The organism is Pseudomonas sp. GW822-FHT01E03, assembly GCF_058802985.1.
Genome location: NZ_JBXAOQ010000001.1, coordinates 348,697 through 374,456, shown reverse-complemented (window position 1 = coordinate 374,456; position 25,760 = coordinate 348,697). Strand labels below are relative to the sequence as shown.

21 protein-coding genes are annotated in these 25,760 nt (G+C 61.2%); 11 read left to right on the top strand and 10 right to left on the bottom strand.

All coding sequences use genetic code 11. The features are described from left to right. Together AC1RP7_RS01605 and fos are read left to right on the top strand one after the other, a co-directional pair. The coding region (locus tag AC1RP7_RS01605; protein WP_493183928.1) for a VCBS domain-containing protein at window positions 1–2,796 on the top strand (2,796 nt) is incomplete at its 5' end. 203 nt (window positions 2,797–2,999) lie between these two features. Continuing rightward, on the top strand, window positions 3,000–3,410 hold the full coding sequence (gene fos / locus AC1RP7_RS01600) for a fosfomycin resistance glutathione transferase (RefSeq protein WP_340316139.1): 411 nt from the start codon (window positions 3,000–3,002) through the stop codon (window positions 3,408–3,410). A gap of 257 nt (window positions 3,411–3,667) precedes the next feature. On the opposite strand, the gene AC1RP7_RS01595 is transcribed toward fos, so the two are convergent. Continuing rightward, complete coding sequence (locus AC1RP7_RS01595; protein ID WP_493183927.1) at window positions 3,668–7,060, bottom strand: Ig-like domain-containing protein; 3,393 nt, start codon at window positions 7,058–7,060, stop codon at window positions 3,668–3,670. A 402-nt stretch (window positions 7,061–7,462) separates the two neighbouring features. Further along, window positions 7,463–8,536 (bottom strand): diguanylate cyclase domain-containing protein, encoded by a 1,074-nt coding sequence (locus AC1RP7_RS01590; protein WP_493180795.1) that lies wholly within the window; start codon window positions 8,534–8,536, stop codon window positions 7,463–7,465. 173 nt (window positions 8,537–8,709) lie between these two features. Here AC1RP7_RS01590 and AC1RP7_RS01585 point away from each other — a divergent pair, with 173 nt between their 5' ends. After that, window positions 8,710–9,048, top strand: coding sequence for an FKBP-type peptidyl-prolyl cis-trans isomerase (locus tag AC1RP7_RS01585; protein ID WP_154860172.1), 339 nt, complete (start codon window positions 8,710–8,712; stop codon window positions 9,046–9,048). Between the two features lie 3 nt (window positions 9,049–9,051). On the opposite strand, the gene AC1RP7_RS01580 is transcribed toward AC1RP7_RS01585, so the two are convergent. Continuing rightward, a complete protein-coding gene (locus tag AC1RP7_RS01580; protein WP_493180796.1) occupies window positions 9,052–10,083 on the bottom strand; it encodes a D-cysteine desulfhydrase family protein in 1,032 nt (343 codons plus the stop codon). A 260-nt stretch (window positions 10,084–10,343) separates the two neighbouring features. Between AC1RP7_RS01580 and AC1RP7_RS01575 the strand changes: the two genes are divergently transcribed. Together AC1RP7_RS01575 and dmeF are read left to right on the top strand one after the other, a co-directional pair. Next, window positions 10,344–10,619, top strand: coding sequence for a metal/formaldehyde-sensitive transcriptional repressor (locus AC1RP7_RS01575; protein ID WP_057715220.1), 276 nt, complete (start codon window positions 10,344–10,346; stop codon window positions 10,617–10,619). Between the two features lie 13 nt (window positions 10,620–10,632). Further along, the gene (gene dmeF, locus AC1RP7_RS01570) at window positions 10,633–11,565 is read left to right on the top strand and encodes a CDF family Co(II)/Ni(II) efflux transporter DmeF (protein WP_493180797.1); all 933 of its coding nucleotides are present in this window, start codon (window positions 10,633–10,635) and stop codon (window positions 11,563–11,565) included. A gap of 11 nt (window positions 11,566–11,576) precedes the next feature. On the opposite strand, the gene AC1RP7_RS01565 is transcribed toward dmeF, so the two are convergent. Then, window positions 11,577–12,686, bottom strand: coding sequence for a cytochrome P450 (locus tag AC1RP7_RS01565; protein ID WP_493180798.1), 1,110 nt, complete (start codon window positions 12,684–12,686; stop codon window positions 11,577–11,579). Between the two features lie 78 nt (window positions 12,687–12,764). Between AC1RP7_RS01565 and AC1RP7_RS01560 the strand changes: the two genes are divergently transcribed. Continuing rightward, on the top strand, window positions 12,765–13,529 hold the full coding sequence (locus AC1RP7_RS01560; RefSeq protein ID WP_492624837.1) for an ArsR/SmtB family transcription factor: 765 nt from the start codon (window positions 12,765–12,767) through the stop codon (window positions 13,527–13,529). Window positions 13,530–13,688: 159 nt separating this feature from the next. Here the strand turns inward: AC1RP7_RS01560 and AC1RP7_RS01555 are convergent, their stop codons facing one another. The 5 genes from AC1RP7_RS01555 to AC1RP7_RS01535 all read right to left on the bottom strand — a co-directional run bounded on the left by AC1RP7_RS01555 (window position 13,689) and on the right by AC1RP7_RS01535 (window position 19,936). Beyond that, entirely contained in the window at window positions 13,689–14,708 is a 1,020-nt protein-coding gene (locus tag AC1RP7_RS01555) for a branched-chain amino acid aminotransferase (RefSeq protein WP_493180799.1), read from the bottom strand. Between the two features lie 268 nt (window positions 14,709–14,976). Continuing rightward, window positions 14,977–16,359, bottom strand: coding sequence for a dihydrolipoyl dehydrogenase (gene lpdA / locus AC1RP7_RS01550; protein WP_493180800.1), 1,383 nt, complete (start codon window positions 16,357–16,359; stop codon window positions 14,977–14,979). A 3-nt stretch (window positions 16,360–16,362) separates the two neighbouring features. Continuing rightward, window positions 16,363–17,640, bottom strand: coding sequence for a dihydrolipoamide acetyltransferase family protein (locus AC1RP7_RS01545; RefSeq protein ID WP_429520842.1), 1,278 nt, complete (start codon window positions 17,638–17,640; stop codon window positions 16,363–16,365). Beyond that, the gene (locus AC1RP7_RS01540; protein ID WP_154908888.1) at window positions 17,641–18,699 is read right to left on the bottom strand and encodes an alpha-ketoacid dehydrogenase subunit beta; all 1,059 of its coding nucleotides are present in this window, start codon (window positions 18,697–18,699) and stop codon (window positions 17,641–17,643) included. A 1-nt stretch (window position 18,700) separates the two neighbouring features. Continuing rightward, window positions 18,701–19,936 (bottom strand): 3-methyl-2-oxobutanoate dehydrogenase (2-methylpropanoyl-transferring) subunit alpha, encoded by a 1,236-nt coding sequence (locus AC1RP7_RS01535; protein WP_493180801.1) that lies wholly within the window; start codon window positions 19,934–19,936, stop codon window positions 18,701–18,703. A 185-nt stretch (window positions 19,937–20,121) separates the two neighbouring features. On the opposite strand from AC1RP7_RS01535, the gene bkdR reads away from it, so the two are divergent. After that, window positions 20,122–20,610 (top strand): Bkd operon transcriptional regulator BkdR, encoded by a 489-nt coding sequence (bkdR, locus tag AC1RP7_RS01530; protein WP_007976593.1) that lies wholly within the window; start codon window positions 20,122–20,124, stop codon window positions 20,608–20,610. Between the two features lie 128 nt (window positions 20,611–20,738). Here the strand turns inward: bkdR and AC1RP7_RS01525 are convergent, their stop codons facing one another. After that, window positions 20,739–21,602, bottom strand: a complete 864-nt coding sequence (locus AC1RP7_RS01525) for an MBL fold metallo-hydrolase (RefSeq protein ID WP_493180802.1) — start codon at window positions 21,600–21,602, stop codon at window positions 20,739–20,741. A 119-nt stretch (window positions 21,603–21,721) separates the two neighbouring features. Here AC1RP7_RS01525 and AC1RP7_RS01520 point away from each other — a divergent pair, with 119 nt between their 5' ends. From AC1RP7_RS01520 to AC1RP7_RS01505, 4 genes are all read left to right on the top strand, one after another. Beyond that, entirely contained in the window at window positions 21,722–22,063 is a 342-nt protein-coding gene (locus tag AC1RP7_RS01520) for an ArsR/SmtB family transcription factor (protein ID WP_057715210.1), read from the top strand. A gap of 163 nt (window positions 22,064–22,226) precedes the next feature. Next, on the top strand, window positions 22,227–23,471 hold the full coding sequence (locus tag AC1RP7_RS01515) for an NAD(P)/FAD-dependent oxidoreductase (protein WP_493180803.1): 1,245 nt from the start codon (window positions 22,227–22,229) through the stop codon (window positions 23,469–23,471). Between the two features lie 9 nt (window positions 23,472–23,480). Beyond that, window positions 23,481–24,287, top strand: a complete 807-nt coding sequence (locus tag AC1RP7_RS01510; RefSeq protein WP_090454959.1) for a sulfite exporter TauE/SafE family protein — start codon at window positions 23,481–23,483, stop codon at window positions 24,285–24,287. 209 nt (window positions 24,288–24,496) lie between these two features. Continuing rightward, the gene (locus tag AC1RP7_RS01505; RefSeq protein ID WP_057715207.1) at window positions 24,497–25,681 is read left to right on the top strand and encodes a porin; all 1,185 of its coding nucleotides are present in this window, start codon (window positions 24,497–24,499) and stop codon (window positions 25,679–25,681) included. The last annotated feature ends 79 nt before the right edge of the window (window positions 25,682–25,760 follow it).

Genomic DNA, 25,760 nt, shown 5'->3' with positions numbered 1-25,760 from the left:
ACCTACACCGACACCTTTGCGGTGAGCAGTGCCGACGGCACCCTCACTTCGGTCACCGTGCATATCCTCGGCACCAACGATGCCGCCGTGCTGTCCGCCGACATCGCCAACCTCACCGAGACCAATGCCGCCGCCGACATCTCCACCAGCGGCACCCTGACCATCAGCGACGTCGACAGCGCCGCGACCTTCGTCCCGCAGACCAACACCGCCGGCAGCTACGGCCAGTTCTCCATCGGTACCGGCGGTGCCTGGACCTACGTCGCCAGTTCCGCCCACAACGAGTTCGCCGCCGGTACCACCTACACCGACACCTTCGCGGTAAGCAGTGCCGATGGCACCCTCACTTCGGTCACCGTGCATATCGCCGGCAGCAACGACTCACCGACGATCACTTCCAACGGTGGTGGTGCGACGGCTTCGATCAACGTGGCGGAGAACACCACGGCGGTCACGACGGTGGCGGCGACTGATGCCGATCTGCCGGCGCAGACGCTGAGCTACTCGCTGCTGAATACGGCCGGGACGGACTTCAGCAAGTTCTCGATCAGTTCGAGCGGGGTGCTGACGTTCAATTCGGCGCCCGATTACGAGAGTCCCCAGGATGTCGGTGGTACCGATGGCGACAACGCCTACGTTGTGGATGTTCAGGTGGCCGACGCCAGTGGCGGAATCGATACGCAGACGATTACGGTAAACGTGCAGAACGTCGTTGAAACTCCGATTGATACAACACCGCCAGCGTCACCGACTGGGCTGACTTACAACAACTCCGGTACAAACCATAAGCTTTCAGGGAGCGCCGAAGCTAATTCATTCATTAAGGTTTACCTGGACAATGGCAATGGCGTGTTTGGCGCCGGCGATACAGAAATTGGGACCGGAACGACCAATACCGGCGGTCAATTCGCCAATATTGATTTGACTGGCAAGTTTACGGGTACCAAGACGCTATTTGTCACGGCTATGGACGCGGCAGGCAACGTTAGTGCTGCAACAAGCATTAGCCTGACTTACCCTGCGGGAGTGTCCGGAGAAGCAATAAACCTTGCGATTGCTGATCCATCGGCAGGCCTGAGCGATAGCTTTGTTGTCACAATTGCCGACGTTCCGTCAAATTGGACTCTGAACGCCGGAATCAACAACGGCGACGGCACCTGGACCGTGCAGACCAGCAATCCCGGAGCATTGACCGTGACAACACCAGAAGGCTTCGCGGGCGCTGCGGTACTCCACATCAACATGACCTGGACTAACGCCGACGGCAGTGTGGGCAGTTCCTATGTATTCAATAACGTCGAGGCCTTTGCCCCTGACACGCCGATCTTCGCCTTGTCCGCTGACGACAACCTGACCGGTTCGTCCGGTACCGACACCTTCGTCTTCGCCCAGCCGATCGGCAACAATCAGATCTACAGTTTCGATGCCACGGCAGACAAGATCGACATGATCGGCTTCACGGGCGTCACCGGCTTTGCTGACTTGAGTATCACTAACGACGCCAATGGCAATGCATTGGTCAGCATAAGCTCGGGCCAGACGGTCACCCTGAAAGGTGTCGATGCCGCGGACTTGAGCGAAGCGAACTTCCAGTTCGATGTCGATCCGCTCACCAACAACGCCGGCACCCTCACCATTGCCGACGGCGCGATCATGCCGTTCGGTGGCAGCATCCATAACAGCGGCACCATCGAGCTCGGCTCCACCGGCAACGAGACTAGCCTTGAGATTCTGTTCCGTGGCGCGACCTTGACCGGTGGCGGCCAGGTGCTGCTATCTGACAATGCGCAAAACGTGATTTTCGGCGGCAGCGCCGACACGGTGCTCACCAATGCCGACAACACCATCTCGGGTGCCGGTCAGTTGGGGGCGGGGCAGATGATGGTGGTCAACTCAGGCCTGATTCATGCCAGCGGCGTCAATGCGCTGGTGATCGATACCGGTAACAGCGCCGTCACCAACACGGGGGTGCTGCAAGCCAGCGGCAGCGGCGGATTGGTGATTGAAAGTGCGCTGGTCAACAGCGGCAGCCTGTGGGCGAACGATGGCAATATCACCATCCACGGAGATGCCCAAGGCGGGGGAAGCGCGACTATCAGCGGTTCGGCGATGCTGGAATTCGGTGCTGCCTCCGATCAGCATGTGACGTTTGACAGCGGCGCGGCAGGCACGCTAAAGCTTGATGTGTCGACGGCGTTCAGTGGCAGCGTCAGCGGTTTTGCCGAGGGTGACTCGCTGAACTTTGGCGATATTGCGTTCGGCGCCAATACGCAGATCACTTATGCAGCGAATGACACAGGCACCGGCGGCCTGCTGATCGTGAACGACGGCGCGCATGCGGCGCAGGTCGCGCTGAATGGCCAATACGCGGCGGCGGGTTTGCAGGCGAACGCCGAGGGCAGCGGCAGTGAACTGGCCTACGATGCAGCGGCGGCAAACCACAGGATGCTGGGCGGCCTGGCCAACGACATTCTGGTCGGCGGTGCGGGTGACGATCTGTTCCTCGGCGGGCTGGGCAACGACATGCTGAACGGCGGCCTCGGCAACGATACCTTCGCGTTTGCTGCCGCAGGCTTCGGCAACGACTTGATCCAGGACTTCGACGTCAATCCGGCCGCAGGGCAGGACCTGCTCAATATCGCGGGGCTGGGGATCAGCAGCGAGACGTTCGCTGCCAACGTGAGCATTGCGGCTGACGGGGCGGACACGCTGATCGGGATCGGAGTGGACTCTATTCGCCTTGTCGGTGTCAGCAGTGCAGGTATCGATCAGGCGGACTTTATCCTGGCGGTATGATGCTTCTACTGGCCGAACGTTGCTACGCGGTTGCAGGCCCCATCGCGGATAAATCCACGATGGGGCCTGTGCGAGGTATTCTCAAGAGCCTCGATTTTGGTTGACTGACTTCCTCAGCGCGTGAGGCGGTCATCCCATCGAAGTCAGCAAACGGGTTTCGATACCCATCTCACTCTACGTGCATTGGTTCTGGATAGATGCTCATGTTGACTGGCTTGAATCATTTGACGTTGGCGGTTGTGAACCTCTCTCGCAGTATTGAGTTTTATGTGGCTCTACCCGGCTTTAGATTGGCTGCCCGCTGGGAGACGGGGGCCTATCTTTCCCTTGGTGATCTCTGGCTTTGTCTGTCTCTCGATGAGAGCCGTCTGGCGGAAAAACAGCCTGATTACACCCACTATGCGTTTTCGGTGGGGCAGGAAGATTTTGAAGAAGTCACCGCTTACTTGCGGCTTCGTAACGTTATTGAGTGGAAATCCAATTCGAGCGAAGGTAACTCGTTTTATTTTTCGGATCCCGATGGGCATCGCCTGGAAGTGCATGTGGGCAGCCTGGCTTCAAGGCTTGAGCAATGCCGGCGCCAGCCATATGCAGGTATGGAGTTCTTTGACTGACCGTTTTCGTCTGATCACTTTGAAGAAATAGCTCTGCTATCTGGCCTGCGGCAAAGTATCTGCATTGGCCAGCAGGGAAGCACGTAGCATGATCGGACAGTTATCGAGTGGGCAGGAGCGACTGTTTTACTCGTTCAACCTTGAAGAACACATCCCCGCCAATCACCTTCTTTCTGGAGAATTGACAGCCAGGTAAGTTGTCAGTTTTTTAGCAAGAGGGCCTCAATGAGGCCCTCATCGCCAACGCCTGGTTGTACTCAGTTCGCCTTTATCGGCACCGTCACGGTTTTGCCGAAGGCCGATTTGATGGTCGCCGTCGGGCTAGGCGACGGGCCGCTGCCGGCGGTCGTCACCGCTATGTTCCAGCGCGCGCCTGTCGGTGTCTGCGTCAGGATGGCGGCGCCAAGGTTCACCGTACCGGTTGTGGTGGTGGCCGTTGCCGTGATGGTATTGCCCGTGCCACGGGAGGTGGTGCCGGACAGAACCCAATACCAGCGGCTGTTGCTGCGGGCGGTGACGGTGGCGCTGGTGACGATCAGGCTCTCGTTGATCGCTGCCGAGACCGCCACGGACACCGTCGCCGGTGTCGACTCGGCGCCCTTGGCATCGGCGGCCCTATAGGTAAAGGTCGCGGTGAACGGCGCGGGGACCGTGGCCGGTGGTGTGTAGGTCACACGCAGGCCATCGGTGCTGACCACGCCCTTGCCGGAGTCCGGTTGCTCCAGCCCCACCACTTTAAGTGGCACGTTACCGTCAGGGTCGCTGTCGTTGGCCAGCACATTGATGATCACCGGTTGGCCGGTGTTACTGATGGCGCTGTCGGGGTTGGCAATCGGTTTTTGGTTATCGGGATCCTCGACACGTGTATCGCCAGTGCGGAAGGTCGGCAGTGCGGCGGAGTTGACGTAGGTGACGCCGTCCCAGCCGGGCAGGGGCGTTGGCATCAACTGGAACTGGCCGGGGTGCTCGACATCCCAGCGCAGCAGCATGGAAGTGTCCTCGTGCTGGGTATTGTGGCAGTGCTCCATGTAGGTCCCGGCAAATTCACGGAAGCGGATCGCCATTTCCACGTCCTGCGAGCTGTCGATGCCCTCGCCGATGCGATAGATGTCCTTGCGTGCCCATTTTTCCCATTCCGGTGGTGCCTTGCCGTCGCGGTTGAGGACGATCCCTTCTTCGAAGTGCACGTGCACCGGGTGGTTCCAGCCGTTGCCGCCGTTCCTGATTCTCCACACTTCCAGGGTGCCGTCGCCGGAGAACCCGGCAGGGGTCGGACCGTTGGCCAGTTGCGGAGCGGCACTGATGATCCGAGGGTCCATCTGGAAGCCTAAACCGCCGTCGGTCTTGATCGTCCAGGGGGCTTCGTCGGTGCCATCGGAGCGGCCGAAGATGAACTCGCGATGGCGCGCCAGTTTCAGTTTGGCCTGCACCGTCAGGTCGTCACGGTTGAGGGTCAGCGGAAGCATGGTTTTACCCATCGCCTTGCCCGGTTTGGCGGGTTCGTAGTCGGCGGGGTTCATGCTCACGTCCTGGCCGGCATAAGGCTGTACCAGCAGTTGCAGGAACTTGCCCACCACCGGGTCGCCGGCGTCCCATTCCAGCCCTTTGCTGCCCAGCTTGAGCACCGCCTTGTACTTGCCGGACAGGACATCGGCCAGGCTCGGCGGCAAACTCTCCGGCCCCTTGCCGTCGTGGTGCTCCATCAGGTTGACGAAATACAGCTTGTCGCCGGTGCTGATCCCGTGTTTCGCGAAGTTGACGATGATGTCGTAACGCTCGGCGATGCCCATGGTGGGCAGGATGGCGTTGTGGTCCTGCAGGTCGCCGTCAGCGTCCAGGTCCATGCTGCCGTCGAACGGTACGGCGTGTTCCATGAGGTTGCCGTCGTTGGCGATCAAGTGGAACGGCACGCGGGTGTAGGACAGGCCGGAACCTGTCGGGCCGGGGAATTCGCCACCGGTGCCGACGATTTCACGCACCAGCGCGATCTTGAAGTAGCGCGACACCGAGCCGTTGAGGATGCGGAAACGATAGCTGCGCGCCCGCACCTTCAGGCGCGGTTGGTACTGCCAGTTGACCAGGAGCTGGTCGCCGAGAAAACCATCGGTGTTGAACGGGTTGAACCACAGCTGGCCATTGGCGTCCCAGGCCTTGTCGGCCAGCAGCAGGTTGACGTCATAGTCGCGGTTGCCCCAGGGCAACGCTGAACCGCTGGGCAGGCGCAGGTTGACGCCGTCTACAAACGCTTCGTTACCGCGATCCAGGGCGCTGTAGTAGTTCATCATCACCGCGTTGCCCTTGTAGACGTTCTGCGCGGTGAAATCGAGCATGTGGTCGTGGAACCAGTGGGTGCTCATGGTTTCGTGCCAGTCGCCACGGATCTTGATGCTGCCGTTGTTGCACGTCTTGAGGCCCGGCGTGGCATCGTTGACGAACAGGGTTTCGCCCGGGGCGCAGGGGAACGCCGCGCGCGGATCCTGAGCGCTGGTGTTGATGGTGTCGTAACCGGCCAACTGGATCGGCCAGCGATAGTCGTAGTACTGCCCCGGAAAGAAAAATGCATTGGAAAATCCGTCGCTTTCCGCCGGGGAGTGGCCATTGTGTTCGTGGGTGCTGAGGGTGTGCAGGCCGAACCCCATGTTGGCCGACGGATCGATCGGCAGGGCGTTGTAGTGACGCATCAGCACCGGTTGGCCGTACCGCACCATCAGCAGTTTTGGCGGAAAGGTGCCGTCGAAAGTCCAGAGCGCCTTGTGGTTCTGAATCGGCATGTTGGGGTGAAAACGGGTGTCGATGCCTTTGGTGGTGCCCGTAATGACCGGGGTGTCCGAGGTCTGGTTGTAGAGCCCGCCCGGCCCGAACTCACCGACGGCGTAGTTGTGCAACTGCCGGCGGTCGCGCATGCCGCCGTTGAGCTTGGCGCCGGCTTGAGCGGTCTTGAAGGCGACCTGTGGGTAGAACTCGTTCCAGCGCTGGTGCGACCAGCCTTTTCCTGGCGGACGACCTTCGGCCGGCGAGCCGACCGGATGGCGGTTGAGGAAGGCTTCGATCTGCGCTTTCCACGGGTTGCGGTCCAGCACGTTGGAAAACTGCGACGGAAACGGGTACAGCCCCGGCTGGCGCATGAAGGCTTCCAGCGCCGCGGCCGAAGGGCCGCTGCGGGCGATGTTGTTCGGGTCCTGCGTGGGCGCCGGGCCGACGATCGGAACCGGGAAGGTCAGGGGCGGTGCCGGCAGTGTCGGGTCGAGTTTTTCCGTGCCGAATTCTTCGAACAGCAGCAGTTGCTGCGTATACGGCTGGGCCCCGAACAACGGGCTGGGCTTGCCGTTGGTGGGGATTTTGAAGGATGTCTGCAGGGCTGGCGGTAGTACGTTGTCGGTCGTTGGCGTGGTGCGGGTGCCGAACACGCCATTGGGCAAGGCGATGGAACCCTGGTTGGCGGGTGGCATGGCCTTTAGGGCATCCAGCGCGGCCTTGAAGTCGGTCGGCGGGTTGGTATACGCCGAAGGATCTGTTGGCGGCGGCGGGCTGACATCGTCAAGCGGTGCTGCGTTGACCGGGGACAGACTGAAGGTGATCAACAGTACACAGCCTGCGCCCGAAACCCTTAAGAAACGGAACGAATTGAACGACGATGCAATGATTTTCATGAGGTTCCCCTCGCGACATAGCGCAACGGCGAAACCCGCCATCCCCGGTTGGTGACAGCATCTGCCTGCGTTGCAAGGGGCTATGCAACCGTCGGGCCATGGATGAGGAAGATACTGAGTAATAAGTAAGTTGTTTCAAAATGTGTCTTTTTGGTGAAGTGTAGGGTGGGGATATTCCTCAAATTAGGTGGTAAACACCCGGTTGAGTGGGTGTAGTCCCCCATTTATGGGAGTAGCGGCCCTGTTTCGCCAACCGGTAGGGACTGCTTGCTCTGGGGCGACATGGATTCACAAAGGACCCGGCGCACGGTTCTTGTTGGGGCGGATAGTGGAGCAGGGGCATCGAGAGGTTAATTGCATTGTTGGTATGCATTGATGCGCAATGCATTCAAGGACGAAGCGCTATTCGCTGTGTGCCCGCACCAGGCTCTCGGTGCCCAACCGATACTGATTGTTCCCGCTGCGCTTGGCCTCATACATCGCCAGGTCGGCAATGTGCAGCAAGCGATCGATGCTCGGCGCATGATCGGGGAACACGGCGACGCCGAGGCTGGTACCGATGTGGCGCTGGTCGTTGCCGAGGGTGACGGGCGGGGAGAGTTCGACGAAGATTTTCTGGCAGATCGTGCGCGCTTCATCTTGCAGGCTTTTGCCTTGGGGCAGGTCCTGGAGGATGACCACGAATTCGTCGCCGCCGATCCGGGCGACGGTGTCGGTGCCGTGCAGGATGCGCTTGAGCCGCGTGGCGGTCGTGACCAGCACGCGGTCGCCGGCCGCATGCCCATAGCGGTCGTTGATGGCCTTGAAGCCATTGAGGTCGACAAACACCAGCGCCACCCGCGTGGCACTGGTGCGCGCCAGCTCCAGCGCTTCGGACAGGCGCTCTTCGAGCACCAGGCGATTGGGCAGGCCGGTCAACGGGTCGTAATGGGCCAGGTGCTTGAGGTAGTTGGCCGAAGCCTTTTCTTCGGTGATGTCGCGTACCACACCCATCATCTTGATCGTTTCGTCGTGGTCGTTCTTGACCACGTTGCCGGTTTCCCGCAGCCAGCGGATCGTTCCGTCGGGCCACACCACGCGGTATTCCTCATCATGGTTTTCGCCGGTTTCCAGGCAACGCAGTTCGCCGGCCCGAACCCTGAGCCGGTCTTCCGGATGCACGCAGGAACAGAACAGGGCGTAAGAGGGCGCCACTTCGCCGATCTTGAAGCCGAACATGCCGAAAATGGCATCTGACCAGTACAACCGGTCAGTGTCGACATCCCAGTCCCAGGTGCCGATACGAGCGAAATACTGGCTGCGCTTGAAGCGCTCGGCGTCGTCATCCTTGTGGATGTTCTGGCCTTCGGACAGGCTATTGATGATCGCGCGATACTCCGCCAGTTGCTTTTGCAGATAGCGTTCGCGCCAAGCCAGCACAACGATCAGGCTGAGCGTCATTGAACCAAGGATGACGCTGGTCCAGAGCAGGATCATTCGGGGATGGCCATCAGGGCGGAGAACCGTACGGGTAATTGTTGATTATTTTAGTTCAGCAAACAGCTTTAAACGTCGCGCGCGGAGGCGGCAATGGTTGCCAATCGAGGACAAATCTGGGAAAACGGCGCGCATCAGGCCCTAGAGGGCGAGTGAGCATACGAGTGAAATCAATGAATGACGAGCTTCAGGTAATCGATCTTCAGGTGGGTGACGGAAAAGCCGCCGTAAAAGGCGCACTGATCACCACCCAGTACCGTGGCTGGCTGGAGGACGGGACCGAATTCGACTCTTCGTACAGTCGTGGCAAACCCTTCCAGTGCGTGATCGGCACCGGGCGGGTCATCAAGGGCTGGGACCAGGGCATCATGGGCATGCAGGTCGGCGGCAAGCGCAAGTTGCGGGTGCCGGCGCACCTGGCCTATGGCGAACGCACCATGGGCAAGATCACGCCGAACTCGAACCTGATCTTCGAAATCGAATTGCTGGAAGTGCTGACGCGGGATGATTGACCGTCAGGCCTGAAACGTTTCCCGGTACGCATACAGGCCGGGTGTTCCGCCGGTCATGATGAACAGCACATTGTCCCCGGGGACGAAGCGCCCTTGCTGCAGGTCGGCCAGCAACCCGGCAAACGCCTTGCCGGAGTACACCGGGTCGACCAACAGGCCTTCGGCCCGCGCCATCAGGCGTACCGCGTCCTGCATGGCGGCGGTTGGCAACCCATAGCCGGTACCCAGCTGGCTGCCGTCAATCACCATCTCGTCAGCCCGCACCTGGGCGTTGCTGTCCAGTAGCGCCAATGTTTCGCGGGTCAGTTGCAGGGTTCTCGCTATTGATGATTCCTGGTCGGACAGCACCGAGAACGACTTGACCATGGACGTACCCCGGCCCAGCAACCGGAAACCCGCCGCGAGCCCGGCATGTGTGCCGGCGCTGCCATTGGGTACCACCACTTGATTGAACGTGAGTTGCAGTTCGGCCTCTTGTTGGGCGATCTCCGCTGCGCAGCGGGCATAGCCGAGGCTGCCCAGGGGCGTCGAGCCACCGGTTGGCAGCACCATGACCTTGTGCCCGGAGTCTCGAAGCTGCGCCGCCCTGGCCTCGGCTTTGGCCAGTGAGTCGGTACCGCCGGCAAACACCTGCATCTGCGCGCCGAACAACTGGTCGAGCAGCACATTGCCGTTGAGCTCGTAATCCACCTCGGCCTTGGCCACGGCCCGGGTCAGGAGCAGCTCGCAGGCGATGCCCAGCCGGGCGCATACCGCGGCGGTCAGGCGGGCATGATTGGACTGGATGCCGCCCACGGTAATGATCGTATCGATTCCGGCTTGCAGTGCTGCGCCGATGTGGAATTCAAGCTTGCGCAGCTTGTTGCCGCCCGCGCCGATCAACATATGGTCGTCGCGTTTGAGAAACAGGCCGATACCCTGCTTGTCGAGGCCCAGCAGCTGTTCGAGTCGCGCAGCCCGCTGAATGGGCGTGGGACCTTGCAGCAGGTCTGCCCGCGCAAAAACACTCAGTGACTTGTCCAGTTGGGTTTGCATCGATCGAACCTCGTTGTTCACCATGATCCTGGTGACTCTATGGAGAAAGGCTGGCGGGATAAACGCACTGCCCGTCATGACTGTTTTAACCCGGTGTAACTAATCCAGCCGGGCAGCAGGGGTGTTGAACCCAAACGTTCAGCGGCCAACCGGCCGGCGAAAATCGATGTCACGCCAAACCGACCGTCATCGGGTTGTGCCTTGCCAGGCTCCGCACTATCGGCGACCATAGGTGCCATATAGGGGTAGGGGGTATAGGTATGGCACACATTCACGAACACAAGGATGACTTGATCAAGCGGGTGCGGCGGATTGCCGGGCAGGTGGAAGCCGTGGAGCGAGCGCTTGAGTCCGATGCCGATTGCGCCAAGACCCTGCATCTGGTGGCTGCCATCCGGGGCGCGGTCAATGGTCTGCTGGAGCAGTTCATCGACGCCCATGCCCGCGAGCACGTGGCCCATCCGGACCTGAGCGATGAAGATCGCGCCCAGGGCGTGGAAGACCTGTTGCTGGCCATCCGTCGTTATGCCAAATAGAGGCCTGAATTCCATGACACTGACACCACAGGCTTCGCGCTTTTCTCACGACCATGTCTTTCTCGGCGCATCCCATGATGAAAACGCCCGACGCACCTTATGGGTGGTGGCGCTGACGTTTGTGATGATGATTGGCGAAATTGCCGCCGGTTACATCACCGGTTCCATGGCGCTGCTGGCCGATGGTTTTCACATGGCCACCCATGCCGGGGCCTTGGGCATCGCGGCGGCGGCCTATGGGTTTGCACGGCGCAATGCCAACAACACGCGTTACAGCTTCGGCACCGGCAAGGTCGGGGATCTTGCGGGTTTTGCCTCGGCCATGGTGCTGGGGCTGGTGGCGATCGGCATTGCCGGTGAATCCGTTTATCGCCTGTTTCAGCCAACGACCGTGGCGTTCACCGAAGCGACGGTGATTGCGGTGGTGGGGCTGGCGGTGAACATCGCCAGTGCCTTTTTGCTGGCGGGCGACCACGGCCATCATGGTCACGATCATGGCCACAGCCATGAGCACGGCCATCATCACCATCACGACAACAACCTGCGCTCGGCCTATGTCCATGTGCTGGCCGATGCCTTGACTTCAGTGCTGGCGATCGCCGCATTGCTGGCGGGGCGCTATTTGGGATGGGTGTGGCTGGACCCGGTGATGGGCATTGTGGGCGCCATCGTGATCGCGAAATGGGCCGTTGCATTGATGCGTGACAGCGCAGCGGTGTTGCTCGATGTCACGGATACACACGTCGCCGACGAGATTCGTGAACGGCTGGAGTCGTCGGACGATGTGCGCATCAGCGATCTGCATGTCTGGCAGGTCGGCCCCCAGGCGCGGGCCGCGATTGTCAGCGTTGTGGCGGCGGCCAATGTCAGTGCCGACACCATTCGCGAACGCCTGGCGCCGGTCCATGAACTGTCTCACCTGACCGTCGAACACCGCGTTGCTTGAGCGGCTTCCGGTCATTCACGGAACAGTGGAATCCGTCCATTCGTGGAGGTGCGGTATTCCCGCTTCAGAGGGTCCAGTGCCGGCCTCATCGCCAGAAGCTGCTTGAGCGTAGCGCTGGCAATGCTCAACGCCAGGCGTTGCCCCGGACATTGATGGCGCCCCGCGCCGAAGGTGAAGCTGCGCCGGTTCGGGCGGTCGAGCAGGAAGGTGTCGGGGCTGTCGTTGAGCTGGGGGTCGCGATTGGCCGAGGCCAGCAGCACCAGGATCACGTCTGCGGCGTTCAGCCTCACACCGTCAATTTCGCAGGGGGCGGCGACGAAGCGACGGGTGTTCTGTACCGGCGGGTCGAAGCGCTGTACTTCGGCCAGCAGGTCTTCGACCGGGGGAGATTCGCTGCGCAACGACGGATGTTGAATCAATGCCAGCACGGCGTTGCCGATCAGCCCGGCAGTGGCCTCGAAGGTCTGGGAGAACAGGCCGATCAGGTTGGCGATCAGGGTTTGCGGCGCGCCGCAGGCGAAGCGCTGGCCGATACCTGCAAGCAAAGGGCTGTGGTTGTACGGATCGTCGAGCAATTCGATGAAATAACCGCTCAATTGTTCGGCGGCAGCGTGGGCGGCGGTCAATTGTGCCGCGTCACTCAAGGGTGACAGGCAAGCGACGAAATCCGCCGTCAACTCGCTGATGGCGCGGCCCTGAGCCGGGGTGAACCCCAACAACGCCGCCACCACGCACACCGGTCCGCGAAACATGGCGTTGTACAGGCCGGCGGCATCGGCGGTCATCAATCGGGCGCTGACCAGGGCCTCGACTTCCCGCGCGTCGATCAACTCCAGCCCCGGCGCAATCGTCGATCGTGGGCAACGCTGGCGTTCACCTTCATTCATGCGCATCAATTGGCCGAACACCTGGCCGGCCATGCCGTCGGCGATCGCCTTGGGGACTGGCTCCTGCGCGGGTCGAACGTGGCAATCGGGATGCGCCAGCACGGCGGCCACCGCCCGGGCGCTGCTGGCCACCCACATGTTCAGCCCCGGATGAAAAGCCAGCCCACCTTCGGCACGCAGTTGTGCGTAGTAGGGATAAGGATCGGCATGGGTCGCAGCGATGATCGGGTCCATGGGCACAGCCTTTGGTTGTTGGAAAGTGTTGCTACTATCTCCAGTCCGAAAGGGCATTGATTCGTCCGGGAGCGAAATATGAGCGCAGAACAACACGACATCGGCGTCTCGCAGGTGGCGGCAGCCATCGCTGAGCCGGCGCGGACGAAAATCCTCTGTTCGCTGATGGACGGCCATGCCCGCACCAGCACCGAACTGGCGGCGGTGGCCGAAGTCAGCGCGTCGACCGCCAGTGCCCACCTGGCCAAGCTCAAGGAGCTGGCGCTGGTGCGGCTGCACGTTCAGGGGCGTCATCGCTATTACAGCCTGGCGGACAAACGCGTGGCCCAGGCCCTGGAGGCCCTGATGGTGATCGGCCAGAACACCGCACCGAGCTTCCGGGCACGGACCCCGGATCGTCTGCAATTTGCCCGCACCTGCTACGACCACATGGCGGGAACCCTGGCCGTGCTGCTGCATGACCGGATGCTTGAAGCGGGCTGGCTTGAGGAAACCGACGAACAGGCCTATCGCTTGAGCGACAGCGGTACGGCAATGTTTCAAGGGCTCGGGATCGAGACACAGGACTTGAGCACCTTGCGCCGTCGTTTCGCCTGTCCGTGCCTGGACTGGAGCATGCGTCGGCCACATCTGGGTGGGTCGCTGGGCGCGGCGTTGCTGCAAACGGCGCTCAAGCGCAAGTGGGTGACCCAGGATCTGGACAGTCGGGCGTTGGCGTTGACGGCGTTGGGGCGCAAGGAGTTTGGAAGGCGGTTTGGAATCGGGTTGCCGTTGGTGGTTGAGGGTAATGTCAAAGTTTCGAAAATTGCGGCAGGTTCGGCGGAGTTCGGGAACATTCGCTGACTGACGAACGTTTATTCCGGTTGTTTCTGTGTTGAATGCAATGCCGTCATCGCGAGCAAGCTCGCTCCCACTGGGGAGTGGTGGGTTCGTCAGTACTATGCAAACAAAAAGCCCCCCATCGGTCACCCGATGGGGGGCTTTTGTGCATCTGGCGTCAGGTCAAACCTTGACGATCCAGCCTGCTGGCGCTTCGATGTCGCCGGTTTGCACGCCGGTCAGCTCTTTGTAGAGCTTCTGGGTGATCGGGCCGACTTCGGTTTCGCTGTGGAACACGTGCAGGTGGTCGTTGTAGTTGATGCCGCCGATCGGCGTGATCACCGCCGCAGTACCGCAAGCACCGGCTTCCTTGAAGTCCGCCAGCTTGTCGATGAACACGTCGCCTTCGACCACGTCCAGACCCAGGCGGGACCTGGCCAGTTCGATCAGCGACAGACGGGTAATGCCCGGCAGTACCGATGGCGAGTTCGGGGTCACGAACTTGTTATCGTGGGTGATCCCGAAGAAGTTGGCCGAACCGACTTCCTCGATCTTGGTATGGGTCAGTGGGTCCAGGTAGATGCAGTCGGCGAAATGCGCCTTCTTGGCCTGGGAGCCCGGCATCAGGCTGGCGGCGTAGTTGCCACCGACCTTGGCGGCGCCGGTGCCTTGTGGCGCGGCGCGGTCGTAGCTGGAGATCAGGAAGTTGTGCGGGGTCAGGCCGCCCTTGAAGTAGGCGCCGACCGGGATCGCAAACACCGAGAAGATGAACTCCGGCGCGGTACGCACGCCGATGTTATCACCCACGCCGATCACGAATGGGCGCAGGTAGAGCGCGCCGCCGGTGCCGTACGGCGGAATGAAACGCTCGTTGGCGCGGACCACTTCCTTGCAGGCTTCGATGAATTGCTCGGTTTCCACCTGCGGCATCAGCAGGCGGGCGCAGCTGCGCTGCATGCGCAGGGCGTTCTGGTCCGGGCGGAACAGGTTGATCGAGCCGTCCTTGCAACGATAGGCCTTCATGCCTTCGAAGCATTGCTGGCCATAGTGAAGGGCAGTGGAGCCTTCGCTGATGTGCAGCACGTTGTCTTCGGTCAGGGTGCCTTTGTCCCACTCGCCATTGCGAAAGTACGACAGATAGCGCTTGTCGGTCTTGATGTAGTCAAAACCCAGCTTGTCCCAATTGATGCTTTCGTTACCCATGACACCCTCTATCACTGAACAACCGTCGAAACGGTTCAAGGCTTCTGACGTTTTTTGGATGGGGACAACAATACTTCATTCTTGGGCTAAATCGCAGCCCAGACTATCGGCTGATCGGCAGAAATCGCGTCGTTCTCAAGAATCGCGAGCAAGCTCGCTCCCACATTTGATCTTTGTAGGCCATCAGGTCTTGCAAACACCACAAATCCCCTGTGGGAGCGAGCTTGCTCGCGATGGGGCCATCACGGACACCACCGATCGCCCTGATTCACAGGTGCAATGCGTGGCCAAGGGCCCGCAACGCCGCTTCCTGCACCGCCTCACCCAAGGTCGGGTGTGCATGGATGGTGCCGCCGATGTCTTCCAGCCGCGCGCCCATCTCCAGGCTCTGGGCAAACGCCGTGGACAGCTCCGACACGCCGACGCCCACCGCCTGCCAGCCGACAATCACGTGATTATCCCGACGGGCGACCACCCGCACGAAGCCGCTTTTCGACTCCAGGGTCATCGCCCGGCCATTGGCGGCGAACGGGAAGCTCGACACGATGCAGTCCCAACCTGCGGCCTTGGCCTCGTCCGGGGTCTTGCCGACCACTACCAGTTCCGGGTCGGTAAAGCACACGGCCGCGATGGCGATCGGGTTGAACTCGCGGGTTTTACCGCTGATCAGCTCGGCGACCATCTCACCCTGGGCCATGGCCCGGTGGGCGAGCATCGGTTCGCCGCTCAGGTCACCGATGGCATACACGTTGCGCATGCTGGTCTGGCAGCGGTTGTCGATCTTGATCGAGGAACCGTTCATGTCCAGGTTCAGCGCTTCGAGGTTCCAGCCCTGGGTATTCGGCTTGCGACCGACGGCCACCAGTACCTGGTCGGTTTCCAGGTTCAGGGTCTCGCCGTTCGGTTCCAACACCTGCAAGGTATTGTTAGAGGAATCAAAGCCTTGCACGCTGTGTTTCAAGTAAAGCTTCACGCCGAGTTTTTTCAGTTCGTCGTGCACCGGCTGAGTCAGTTCGGCGTCGTAGGCCGGCAGGATGCGTTCCTGCGCTTCCACCACGCTGACCTCGGCACCGAGCTTGCGATAGGCAATGCCCAACTCCAGACCGATGTAACCACCGCCGACCACAATCAAGCGCTTGGGCACGGATGTCGGCGCCAGGGCCTCGGTGGACGAGATGATCGGCCCGCCAATCGGCAGCATTGGCAGGTTCACACTTTTGGAGCCGGTGGCCAGCACCAGGTGTTCACACTGGATACGTGTGTCGCCAACTTCCACGGTTTTGCCGTCAACCACTTTGGCCCAGCCTTGAACGACCTGGACCTTGTTCTTTTTCAGCAGCGCCGCGACGCCGGTGGTCAGGCGATCGACGATGCCGTCTTTCCATTCCACGCTCTTGCCAATGTCCAGGGTGGGCGCCGAAACGCTGATGCCCAGGGCCGAATGCTGGCTGTGGTGTTGCGTTTGATGGAACTGCTCAGCGACGTGAATCAGTGCCTTGGACGGAATGCAGCCAATGTTCAGGCAAGTGCCGCCCAGGGATTGGCCTTCCACCAGGATGGTCGGGATGCCCAGTTGGCCGGCACGGATCGCCGTCACATAACCGCCGGGTCCGCCGCCGATGATCAGCAGCGTGGTATTGAGGGTCTGCATGACTTACTCCACAAACAAGGTCGCGGGTTGTTCGAGCAAGCCACGGATGGCCTGGATGAAGAGCGCCGCGTCCATGCCGTCGACCACGCGGTGATCGAAGGAGCTGGAGAGGTTCATCATCTTGCGGATCACGATCTGGCCTTTGATGACCATTGGCCGTTCGACGATCTTGTTCACGCCGACTATCGCCACTTCCGGCAGGTTCAGCACCGGGGTGCTGACGATGCCGCCCAAGGCCCCGAGGCTGGTGAGGGTGATGGTCGAGCCGGACAACTCGTCGCGGCTGGCCTTGCCGTTACGGGCGGCAGTGGCCAAACGGGAGATTTCAGCGGCGCTGTCCCACAGGCTGCGGGCTTCGGCATGACGCACCACCGGCACCATCAAACCGATATCCGCCTGGGTGGCGATACCGACATGCACCGCGCCGAGGCGGGTGATGACCTGGGCTTCGTCGTCGTAGCGGGCGTTGATCTGCGGGAAATCACGCAGGGCGACGACCAGGGCGCGGACCAGGAACGGCAGCAAAGTCAGCTTGCCGCGAGTCGCGCCATGTTTTTCGTTGAGGTGCGCGCGCAGCTCTTCCACGGCGGTGACGTCGATTTCTTCGACATAACTGAAGTGGGCGGCGCGCTGGGTGGCGTCCTGCATGCGCTGGGCAATCTTGCGACGCATGCCGATCACCGGGATCTGCTGTTCATCGGTACGTTGGGCGTAAGCAGCCGCCACCGGTGCCGAAGCGTTCGACTGACCCTGGGCCAGGTAGGCGTCGAGGTCTTCATGCAGCACGCGGCCGGCGGGGCCGGTGCCACGCACCAGGCGCAATTGAATGCCGAGGTCCAGCGCATGCTTGCGCACGGCCGGGGAGGCCAGCGGACGCTCATCGGCCTCGCGAGCAACCATCGGGCCCTGGCATACGGCAGCTTTCGGCGCCGGGGCAGCGACCGGTTTGCTTTCAACCACGGTTTCGACTTTCGTTGCTGCAACCGGTGCTTCTTTAACAACAGGTGCCGGTTGCGTCGATTCCTTAACGTTGCCCGCGCCTTCGACTTCAATGCTGATCAGCACACTGCCAACCGCCATGACTTCGCCCGGCTGGCCACCGAGGGCAATGACCTTGCCATGCACCGGCGACGGGATATCGACCATCGCCTTGTCGGTCATCACATCGGCCAGCACCTGATCTTCGACGACCATGTCGCCGACCTTGACGTGCCATACCGACAATTCAACTTCTGCAATGCCTTCACCAATGTCCGGCATTTTAATGACGTGCGTGCCCATTCAGACCTCCATGACCCGTTTCAACGCCGCGCCCACTCGGGACGGCCCTGGGAAATACGCCCACTCTTGCGCGTGCGGGTAAGGGGTATCCCAACCGGTGACGCGTTCGATCGGCGCTTCCAGGTAGTGGAAGCAGTGCTCTTGCACCAGCGCCGTCAGTTCGGCGCCGAAGCCGCAAGTGCGGGTGGCTTCGTGAACGATCACGCAGCGCCCGGTTTTCTTCACCGATTTGGTGATGGTTTCCAGGTCCAGCGGCCACAGGCTGCGCAGGTCGATGACTTCGGCATCCACGCCGCTTTCTTCAGCGGCCACTTGCGACACGTAGACGGTGGTGCCGTAGGTCAGCACCGTGACGTCCTTGCCCGGACGGGCGATAGCGGCAACGTCCAGCGGTACGGTGTAGTAACCGTCCGGAACCTGTGCGGCGGGGTGTTTCGACCACGGGGTAACCGGGCGTTCGTGGTGGCCGTCGAAAGGACCGTTGTACAGTCGTTTCGGCTCCAGGAAGATCACCGGGTCATCGTTTTCGATGGAGGCGATCAGCAGGCCTTTGGCGTCGTAGGGGTTGGACGGCATGACGGTGCGCAGACCGCATACCTGAGTGAAGAGTGCCTCGATGCTCTGGCTGTGGGTCTGGCCGCCGTAGATGCCGCCGCCGCAGGGCATGCGCAGGGTCATCGGCGCGGTGAACTCGCCGGCCGAGCGATAACGCAGGCGCGCGGCTTCGGAAATGATCTGGTCGTAGGCCGGGTAGACGTAGTCGGCGAACTGGATCTCCACCACCGGGCGCAGACCGTAGGCGCCCATGCCCACGGCGGTGCCGACGATACCGCTTTCAGAGATCGGCGCGTCGAACACTCGCGAGGTGCCGTACTTGGCTTGCAGGCCTTCGGTGCAGCGGAACACGCCGCCGAAATAGCCCACGTCCTGGCCGAAGACCACGACGTTGTCGTCACGTTCAAGCATCACATCCATGGCCGAGCGCAGGGCCTGGATCATGGTCATGGTGGTCGTGGTCATGGCGGTTTCCAGCTCGATATGGTTGTTGTGATCGTTCATGTCAGATCCCCAACTCTTGACGCTGGCGCTTCAAGTGCTCCGGCATCTCTTTGTAGACGTCTTCGAACATGGTCGCGGCGCTCGGAATCTGGCCGCCGGCGAGAGTGCCGTACTGTTCGGCTTCTTTCTGCGCGGCGATCACTTGGGCTTCCAGTTCGGCGCTGACGGCGGTGTGTTCCTCTTCGGACCAATGGCCGATCTTGATCAGGTGCTGCTTGAGGCGCGCAATCGGATCGCCCAGCGGGAAATGGCTCCAGTCATCGGCCGGACGGTACTTGGACGGATCATCGGAGGTCGAGTGCGGGCCGGCGCGGTAGGTGACCCACTCGATCATGGTCGGGCCGAGGTTGCGCCGCGCACGTTCGGCAGCCCAGGCGGAGGCGGCGTAGACCGCGTAGAAATCGTTGCCGTCGACCCGCAGGGAGGCAATGCCGCAACCGACGCCACGACCAGCGAAGGTGGTGGCTTCACCACCGGCAATCGCCTGGAAGGTGGAGATCGCCCACTGGTTGTTGACCACGTTGAGGATCACCGGCGCGCGGTACACGTGGGCGAACGTCAGGGCGGTGTGGAAGTCCGACTCGGCGGTGGCGCCGTCGCCGATCCACGCCGAAGCGATTTTGGTGTCGCCCTTGATCGCCGAGGCCATGCCCCAGCCCACGGCTTGCACGAACTGGGTGGCGAGGTTGCCGGAGATGGTGAAGAAACCGGAGTCCTTGACCGAGTACATGATGGGCAACTGACGGCCCTTGAGCGGATCGCGCTCGTTGGACAGCAGCTGGCAGATCAGGTCGACCAGCGGTACGTCGCGGGCCATCAGGATGCTTTGCTGGCGGTAGGTCGGGAAGCACATGTCGTCGATGTTCAGGGCCAGGGCCTGGGCGCTGCCGATGGCTTCTTCGCCAAGGCTCTGCATGTAGAACGACATCTTTTTCTGACGCTGGGCGACCACCATGCGGTTGTCGTAGATGCGGGTCTTGAGCATGGCGCGCATGCCCTTGCGCAGGATCTCCACCGGTACGTTTTCGGCCCATGGGCCGAGGGCATTGCCCTGGTCGTCGAGCACGCGGATCAGGCCACGGGCCAGGTCAGCCGTGTCAGCCGGTTCAACGTCGATTGGGGGTTTGCGCACCGTGCCGGCATCGGTCAGATGCAGGTAGGAGAAGTCGGTTTTACAGCCGGGACGGCCCGAGGGTTCGGGGACGTGCAGGCGCAGCGGTTCATACGCTTGGGTCATGGCTTCTACGCTCGATCTTGTGAATTTCTTGTAGTGAGCTGACAGATTTCGTTCGGTAGAAGAAATCTTGTCCTACAACAATCATAGGCCCGACCAAGAAGAATATTTCTCTCTGTTTCGTTGCGCTAAAGATCATTTGCAGATAAAAAACCTGCATAAACATAAAAAACAGGTGGTTTTGTCTCATGCGCAAACTGGACCGTACCGATATCGGCATTCTCAACAGCCTTCAGGAGAATGCGCGCATCACCAACGCCGACCTCGCGCGTTCGGTGAACCTGTCACCCACGCCGTGTTTCAACCGGGTCAAGGCCATGGAAGAACTGGGGGTGATTCGCGAGCAAGTGACGCTGCTGGATGCCGATCTGTTGGGGCTGCATGTGAATGTGTTCATTCACGTCAGCCTGGAGAAGCAGGTGGAGGAGGCGTTGCAGCATTTCGAAGAAGCGATTTCCGATCGCCCCGAGGTAATGGAGTGCTACCTGATGGCCGGCGACCCGGACTACCTGATCCGGGTGCTGGTGCCGACCATCCAGTCGCTGGAGCGCTTCATGATGGACTTTCTGACCAAGGTGCCGGGGGTGGCGAACATCCGTTCGAGCTTTGCGCTCAAGCAGGTGCGGTACAAGACCGCGCTGCCGTTGCCGGCCAATGGCCTGACTTTGGGCAACTGACACGATTACTCTGTAGGAGCGAGCTTGCTCGCGATGGACGTTAACGATAACGCGAGTCTTCTGGATAAACGCGTTGCCCTCAAGTCCATCGTCGGAACGCCGCCCGGAGCAAGCTCGCTCCTACAGGGTCAGAATTTGTTAAGCGGGATTTTCAGGTAGGTCACGCCGTTGTCCTCGGCCGGCGGCAAATTCCCCGCCCGCACATTCACCTGGATCGCCGGCAGCAACAGTGTCGGCATGCCCAGCCCTGCATCACGTCGTGTACGCATTTCCACGAACGCGGCTTCATCGATCCCGTCATGTACATGAATGTTGTTTTTGCGTTGTTCGCCGACGGTGGATTGGCACTGGGGCGCGCGGCCATTGGGCGGGTAGTCGTGGCAGACGAACAGCCGCACGCTGGCGGGGAAGGCCAGCAGTTTGTGGATCGAGGCAAACATCTGGTTGGCATTGCCGCCCGGGAAATCGCAGCGGGCGGTGCCGACGTCGGGCATGAACATCGTGTCGCCCACCAGAATCACATCGCTGTCGACCAGGTAAGCCATGTCCGCCGGGGTATGGCCGGGCACGTGCAGGGCGGTCGCCTTGAGGTTGCCGATCATGAACGATTCGTTGGGAGCGAACAGGTGATCGAACTGGGAGCCGTCGACGCGAAAGGAGGGCTCCAGATTGAACAGTGTCTTGAACACGTCCTGGACCTTGCTGATCGACTCGCCAATGGCGACTTTGCCGCCAAGCTCCCTGCGCAGATACGGCGCGGCGGACAGGTGATCGGCATGGGCGTGGGTTTCCAGCAGCCATTGCACTTGCAAGTGACGGGCGCGGACGAAGGCGATGATGTTGTCGGCCTGGGTGGTTGCGGTACGCCCGGAGGCTGCGTCGTAGTCGAGCACCGGATCGACAATCGCACACTGCCCGCCATCAGCCTCATAGACCACGTAGCTGTAGGTCGAGGAGGCGGGGTCGAGGAAAGCTTCAATCAGTGCGGGCATGGACACGAACCTGTGCAGGGTTAGAAAAGTCAGACGGGCGAAATTTCAGTCATGGGTTGCAACATTATATGTTTAAACATAATGTTTACAGCTTAAGTGACGTTGAAGGCATCCTGCAAATGCAATCCGGTCTGACCGAATGTGAAGTCTCCCAACTGCGCGCCTCGGCCTCCAAGGCGTGTGCGCTGCTCAAGGCCCTGGCCAATGAGGATCGCCTGTTGATCCTGTGTCAGCTGACCCAGGGCGAACGCAACGTAGGCGAGCTGGAAAAAATGACCGGCGTGCGCCAACCGACCCTGTCCCAGCAATTGGGGATCCTGCGCGATGAAGGACTGGTCGCCACCCGTCGTGAAGGCAAGTACATTTTTTACGGTCTCGCCAGTCACGAAGTGATCCAGGTGATGAAAACCCTCTCCGGGCTTTATTGCGGGGCCGTGCTTAAAAGCTGGGTTCAACCTTGATCTTATTCAACACACCGAACCTGTGGGAGCGAGCTTGCTCGCGATGGGGCCGGCACATCCAACATTAATGGCGACTGACCTGACGCCATCGCGGGCAAGCCCGCTCCCACAGGTTTTTGGTTTGACTCGTAACAATCCTTGCGTGCAGCAAAAGGAACAAGCAATGAACGATCAACACTGGGGCCCATCCATCAGTGCAGATATCGTGGTCATCGGCGGCGGCACGGCAGGTATCGGCTTTGTCGCCAGCCTGCTCAAGCGTAGCCCGCATCTGAACATCACCGTGATCGAACCCGACTCCCGGCACTACTATCAACCGGCCTGGACGCTGGTCGGCGGTGGAGCCTACAACGTGGAAAACACCGTGCGGTCCATGGCGTCGGTGATGCCGCGCGGGGCCCACTGGCTGCAGGCTGCCGTGACGGGCATCGATCCCGACAAGCGCCAACTCACCCTCGGTGACGGGCGTACGGTCGGCTATCAAAACCTGGTGGTCTGCCCCGGCCTGCGCCTGGCCTGGGAGAAAATCGAAGGCCTGGAGGACACCCTCGGCCAGCACGGCGTGACCTCCAACTACAGCTATCGGCACGCGACCTACACCTGGGACCAGGTGCAGACATTGCGCGGCGGCAAGGTGCTGTTCACCCAGCCGGCCATGCCGATCAAATGTGCCGGAGCGCCACAAAAGGCGCTGTACCTGTCCTGCGATCATTGGACCAAGAGCGGTGTGCTGAACAACATCGACGTCGAGTTCAATCTTGCGGGCGCGGCACTGTTCGGAGTGCCGACCTTTGTCCCGCCACTGATGAAGTACATCGAAAAGTACAAAGCCCGTTTGGCGTTCAACTCGAATCTGGTCAAGGTCGACGGCCCGGCGAAAACCGCGTGGTTCGACGTCAAGGATGCCGATGGCAATGTCACCCGCCAGGCAAAAACCTTTGACCTGCTGCATGTCGTGCCACCACAAGTCTCCCCGGACTTCATCGCCCAAAGTCCGCTGGCCGACGCCGCCGGCTGGTGCGAGGTCGATCCCCACACCCTTCAACATCCGCGCTATCCAGGTGTGTTCGCGCTGGGTGATATCTGCGGCACCACGAATGCAAAAACTGCTGCGGCGGTGCGCAAGCAGATCGTGGTGGTGGCCGAAAACCTGCTGGCCTTGCGCAAGCAGCAACCGCTGCCGCTGAAGTACGACGGCTATGGCTCCTGTCCGCTGACGGTGGAGAAGGGCAAGGTGATCCTTGCCGAGTTCGGGTACGCGGGCAAGTTGCTGCCGACCTTTCCCTTTGACCCGACGATCCCGCGCCGCTCGGCGTGGTGGCTGAAGGCGACACTGCTACCGTGGTTCTACTGGAACGGTATGCTCAAGGGCCGCGAGTGGCTGACACGTGTGTCCAGGGTCGACTGAGAACTCCGTATGTTGCTGGCAAGTCTGTTTGGTGTAGTGATGGGGTTGGTGCTCGGCTTGACGGGCGCCGGTGGCGGTATCCTTGCGGTCCCGGCCCTGGTGTTGGGGTTGGGGTGGAGCATGACCCAGGCCGCTCCGGTGGCGTTGTTCGCGGTGGGCAGTGCGGCGGCGGTCGGTGCCATCGACGGCTTGCGCCATGGCCTGGTGCGCTATCGCGCAGCGCTGCTGATCGCAGCATTGGGTGCGGTGTTTTCGCCGATAGGCATCTACTTTGCCCACCAGTTGCCGGAAAAAATCCTGATGATCCTGTTCAGCCTGCTGATGGTCATGGTGGCCGGGCGGATGTTGCGCCGCGAGCGCAAGGACGAGGGTCCCAGCGATCATGGTCAGGCCAACTGGGGCCAGAAGAACTGCATGCTCGATCAACAGACCGGGCGCTTTTCCTGGACCGCCAAATGCACCGCGACCCTCGCCGCGCTCGGGGCAGTAACCGGCGTGGTCTCTGGATTGCTGGGGGTGGGCGGCGGCTTTCTGATTGTCCCGGCCTTCAAGCAACTGACCGACGTGCAGATGCGCGGGATCATCGCCACGTCGCTGATGGTGATCAGCCTGATTTCCGGCATCGGCGTGATCGGCGCGTTCCATGCCGGGGTGCGCATCGACGATTCGGGCATTGCCTTCATCGTCTCCAGCATCGTCGGCATGATCATCGGCCGCAAGCTCTGCGCCCGGGTGCCGGCGCGGGCGTTGCAGGTCGGATTCGCCAGCATCTGCGTCGTGGTCGCCGCCTACATGCTGTTCAGGGCCAACGCCTGACCGGTACCGGTTCCTGTGGACGCCAGTGGGGTCCACAGGCCTACACCCTTAGTGGCGAGCCTCACCGACACGCGGTCTTACACCGTAGTGGTCACACACCGCCAGCCAATCCAAAGCACCTGAAAACCAGCCCCAAGGCAGCGTATGGCGCCGCCCGTCAGGTTTCGATAATCGCCTCCGACACTCAGTCCCCCGTTTCGGAGCGCGCCATGCACAACAATAAGAACGTCACGCATCGTTTTCTGCCTGCCTTCATCGCCAGCCTGTCCGCCCTTGGCCTGAGCCCGCTGGCCGAGGCGGATATCATGCTGTACGACAAGGACCAGACCACGTTCTCCACCGACGGCTACATCAACGCCTTCTACGTGAACAGCGATGTCGATCGCGCCGGCGATCAGTTCGACCGTCGACAGTCGCGGGTCAAGATGGGGTTCCTGCCCAACTACCTGGGGTTCAACATGGGCAAGCAGGTAGACGACCTCAAGCTCGGCGCCCGGGCCTCGTTCTGGGTCACCATCAACGACAGCGAAACCAACGGCACCGACACCGCCATCGATGTGCGGCAGTTCTTCGGCACCGTGGCCAACCCGGAGTGGGGCGAGGTGCTGATCGGCAAGGACTTCGGGCTGTTCGCCCGTTCCAACATCCTGCTCGACGAAATGCTCGCCGGTTACGGTCAGGTCAGCGATACGTTGGGGCTGGTGGATGGCGGCGGGGTGTCGTTCGGCAACATCGGCACCGGTTATCCGTATCCGTTCCCGACCTCGCAGATAACCTATCGCACCCCGGTGATGGACGGTCTGCGCGTGGCGGTCGGCATCATGGACCCGGTGGACACCAACGACAGCAGCCCGACGGGCAAGGCCTATCAGGAAAACCCGCGTACCGAGAGCGAAGTCACCTATCAATTCGACCTGGCTGGGGCAAAGATCTACAGCTGGGTCAACGGCAGCTACCAGACCTCGGACAACACTGATTCCACGGTCGAGACCGTCACCTCCAAGGGTGTCGGTTATGGCGTGCAGGCGAAGATGGGCGGTTTGTCCCTCACCGGCTCCGGTTTCCAGGCCAAGGGCATCAACCCGTTTTTCACCAACAATGCCGGCGAGCCGACCCTGCGCAATGTCGACAGCGACGGCTACCTGATGCAGGGCTCCTACAAACTGGGCAAGAACCGCCTGGCCTTGTCCTACGGCAAGACCAATGACGATGGCAACGGCGTGGTCGGCAGCGGCGCGGACTACGAGACCCGCGGCATCGCGTTGTTCCATGACGTGAACGACAACCTCAAACTGGTGGCCGAGTACAACCAGTTCGAAATCAATGGCCACGACACCGACGAGCAGAACGAAGACACCGACACCTTTGCCGTGGGTGCGGTGCTGACCTGGTAACCCCGGGAGGTGGCCCTGGCCGTGCGCATCGCGGCGAGGGTCGCCAACCGTCTCATCCCATCGAAGCGGCTACCCGCTA